The 235-nt window shown below is 40.9% G+C and carries 1 protein-coding gene; it reads right to left on the reverse strand.

Features of this window, described 5'->3' with window-relative positions; translation table 11 throughout:
• On the reverse strand, window positions 1-235 hold a 235-nt coding region (locus tag CF394_RS11940; RefSeq protein WP_500691228.1), incomplete at both ends, for a YqxI family protein.

The following is a 235-nucleotide window of genomic DNA, read 5'->3' on the forward strand; positions in this document are numbered from 1 at the left end:
TTCACTAAGGCTTTTACAAGAGCGCCTTTTGAAGCACTATTTAATCTTTCTGTGGCATATGCAATTTTACGTGCATATTTGTCGACGAGTCTCGCTTTAGAAGGAGAGAGTGGTCTAATCGCCCATTTAAGAGTTTTTCCCCCAACTCTGCAAACCCATCCAAATGCTTTTATGGCTTTTAGAGATCCACCAATAAGGCCTGCAGTATGTACTTGTCCATCCTGATTTAACTGAT

Source organism: Tetzosporium hominis, from assembly GCF_002265435.1.
Taxonomy (GTDB): Bacteria; Bacillota; Bacilli; order Bacillales_A; family Planococcaceae; genus Chryseomicrobium; species Chryseomicrobium hominis.